The organism is Dietzia cercidiphylli (assembly GCF_014145145.1).
GTDB lineage: Bacteria > Actinomycetota > Actinomycetes > Mycobacteriales > Mycobacteriaceae > Dietzia > Dietzia natronolimnaea.
Map to the genome: position 1 here is coordinate 1 of NZ_JAALEA010000393.1, position 2,714 is coordinate 2,714.

Below are 2,714 nucleotides of genomic sequence, written 5' to 3' on the forward strand. Positions count from 1 at the left end.
TGGCGCCGGAACGCCTTGAACACCGGGCCGTCCCCGTCCTCGACCCAGTAGGCCAGGGCACTACCCAGATCCATGAGCGGGTCACCGACGGTCGCCATCTCCCAGTCCAGGACGCCGATGACGGAGGTGACGTCGCCGGGGTCGAGGACCAGGTTGTCGAAGCGGAAGTCGTTGTGGACCAGGCAGTGGCCCACGTCGTCCGGCTGATTGGCGTCCAGCCACTTCATCACCGGCGCGAAGTCGGGCACGTCGGGGGTCCGCGCGCGGCGGTAGCGGGCCGACCACCCCTCGACCTGCCTGCGCACGTAGCCCTCGCCACGGTCGAGGTCGTCCAGGCCGGCGGCCCGGACGTCGACGGCGTGCAGGTCCACCAGGGCGTCGACCGCCCGTTCGGACAGACGCCGGATGGTGGCCCTGTCCGCGCGGAGTTCCCGGGGGAGGTCCTTGCGCAGGATCGTGCCCTCGAGTCGCTCCATCACGTAGAAGTCGGACCCGATCACCGACTGGTCGTCGCAGAACCCCACCATCCGGGGCACCAGCGGGTACACCGGGCGGAGCGCCGACTGGACGCGGTACTCGCGCTTCATGTCGTGGGCGCCGCGGGCCTTGGTGCCGGTCGGCGGGCGGCGCAGCACCAGGTCCACGCCGGGATATCGCAACACGTAGGTGAGGTTGGACGCGCCTCCCGAGAACTGGCTCACCTCGGGGATGACCGGCTCGTCGTCGTCACCCAGGTCCACTCCCGCCAGGACGTCCGCGTGGTCGGGGGTGACGGAACGCAGCCAGGCCGCGACCGCCTCCACGTCGAACGCGTCCTCCCTGCGCACCACGCCCGCGCCCGGGATCCTGCGGCTCAGGGGCGAGGCCCCGTGCGGTCGGCTCATCGGCCCGACTCTGCATCCGTAGTGGCTCCGGCGGCGTCGCGGTACGGCGCGAGCATCGCCCGGGCGACCACACCGAGGTGGACCTCGTCGGGGCCGTCGGCCAGGCGGAGCGAGCGCGCGGTGGCGTAGGCGCCGGCGAGTGGGAAGTCGTCGCTCATCCCGCCGCCGCCGTGCAGCTGCAACGACATGTCGATCACCTTCTGGGCCATCTTCGGCACGGCGGCCTTGATGGCGCTGACCTCCACGGCCGCCTGCCCCTCGGTGTCGAGCTTCCAGGCCGCGTGCTGCACCAGCAGGCGGGCCTGGTCGATGGCGATCCGGGCCTCGGCGAGCCGCTCCCGGTTCCCGCCCAGGTTGACGACGGGTTTGCCGAAGGCGACCCGGCCCGAGGCACGACGGCAGGCCAGGTCGAGCGCCATCTCCGACAGCCCGATGAGCCGCATGCAGTGGTGGACGCGGCCGGGGCCGAGCCGACCCTGCGCGATCTCGGCGGCCCGCCCGGGTCCGGTGATGATGTTCTCCACCGGCAGACGCACGCCCTCGAGGGACACCTCACCGTGGCCGAGCGGTTCGTCGTAGACACCCTGTGCGGTGAGCATGCGCTCGACGCGCACCCCGGGGGCGTCCATGGGCACCAGGACCATCGAGTGCCTCAGGTACCGGTGGGCGTCCGGGTCCGACACACCCATGAAGATGCCCACCTCGCAGTCCGGGTGGCCGACCCCGGTGGACCACCACTTGCGGCCGTCCAGCACCACCTCGTCGCCCTCGACCCGCGCGGTGGCCGCCATGTTGGAGGCGTCGGAGGAGGCCACCTCCGGCTCGGTCATGAGGAAGGCGCTGCGGATCCTCCCGTCCAGGAGCGGGTCCAGCCAGCGGTCCTTCTGCTCCTGCGACCCGTACTTGAGCAAGACCTCCATGTTGCCGGTGTCCGGGGCGTTGCAGTTGAACACCAGGGGCGCGATGAACGACCTCCCCATCTCCTCGGCGACGGGCGCGTAGTCGGTGTTGGTCAGGCCGGTCCCCCCGTGGGTGCCGTAGCGCTCGGCGTAGGGGCCCTCGTGCCCGGCGGGCAGGAAGAGGTTCCACAGTCCCTGCTCGCGCGCCCTGCCCTGCAGTTCGGTGATCCGCGGATCGACCGCCCAGGGGTCCTCGCCGGCCAGACGGCGGCGGGCGATGTCGGCGTGGATCCCCGGCTCGACCGGGGTGATGTGCGTGTCGATGAACTCGCGGACCGCCGCGGTGAGCTCGGCCGCGCGGGGTGAGGGTGAGAAGTCCATGGTGTGCATCGTGGCACACCCGGGTGAACGGGTCCGTCCCACGGCGGCGGCTCGTCGGATACCTCTGGCAGGATCGCGGGGGTGAGCGAGAACGCGCGTACCCCCCTCGCGGACCGGGTCGACCCCGTCCGCGACTGGTCGGTGCGACGCACCTACCTGGCCGGAGACTTCCGCGCCGAGGACCTGGTCGCGGCCAAGGCCGGTCGGCGGGTGTCCGTCGTGCTCCCGGCCCGGAACGAGGAGTCGACGGTCGGCGTGATCGTCGCCGCGCTCCGGTCCGAGCTGGTCGAGCGGGTGCCACTCATCGACGAGTTGGTGGTGATCGACTCCCACAGCGTCGACGGCACCGCGGAGGTGGCCCGCGCGGCCGGCGCCCGGGTGGTGGCGCAGGGGGACGTGCTGCCCGCCCTGGGGGACGTCCCGGGCAAGGGCGAGGCGCTGTGGAAGTCCCTCGCCGCCACCGACGGTGACGTCGTCGCCTTCCTCGACTCCGACCTGCGCGACTTCGACCCCGCGTTCGCGACCGGCCTGCTGGGGCCGCTGCTCACCG

The 2,714-nt window shown here is 72.3% G+C and carries 3 protein-coding genes; 1 reads left to right on the top strand and 2 read right to left on the bottom strand.

What is annotated here, in order from left to right; genetic code table 11:
- Both G6028_RS13700 and G6028_RS13705 read right to left on the bottom strand, forming a co-directional pair.
- The coding region (locus G6028_RS13700; protein WP_182659202.1) for a phosphotransferase family protein at window positions 1–884 on the bottom strand (884 nt) is incomplete at its 3' end.
- Window positions 881–2,164: an acyl-CoA dehydrogenase family protein gene (locus tag G6028_RS13705; RefSeq protein WP_182645903.1), complete on the bottom strand. Its 1,284-nt coding sequence runs from the start codon at window positions 2,162–2,164 to the stop codon at window positions 881–883. The genes G6028_RS13705 and G6028_RS13700, both read right to left, overlap by 4 nt.
- Window positions 2,165–2,245: 81 nt before the next feature.
- Here G6028_RS13705 and G6028_RS13710 point away from each other — a divergent pair.
- A partial coding sequence (locus G6028_RS13710; protein WP_182659203.1) for a glycosyltransferase occupies window positions 2,246–2,714 on the top strand: 469 nt, incomplete at its 3' end.

Excerpts from the sequence above, each read along its gene's own strand:
- G6028_RS13705 (WP_182645903.1), bottom strand. The coding sequence starts at position 2,164 with ATGGACTTCTCACCCTCACCCCGCGCGGCCGAGCTCACCGCGGCGGTC.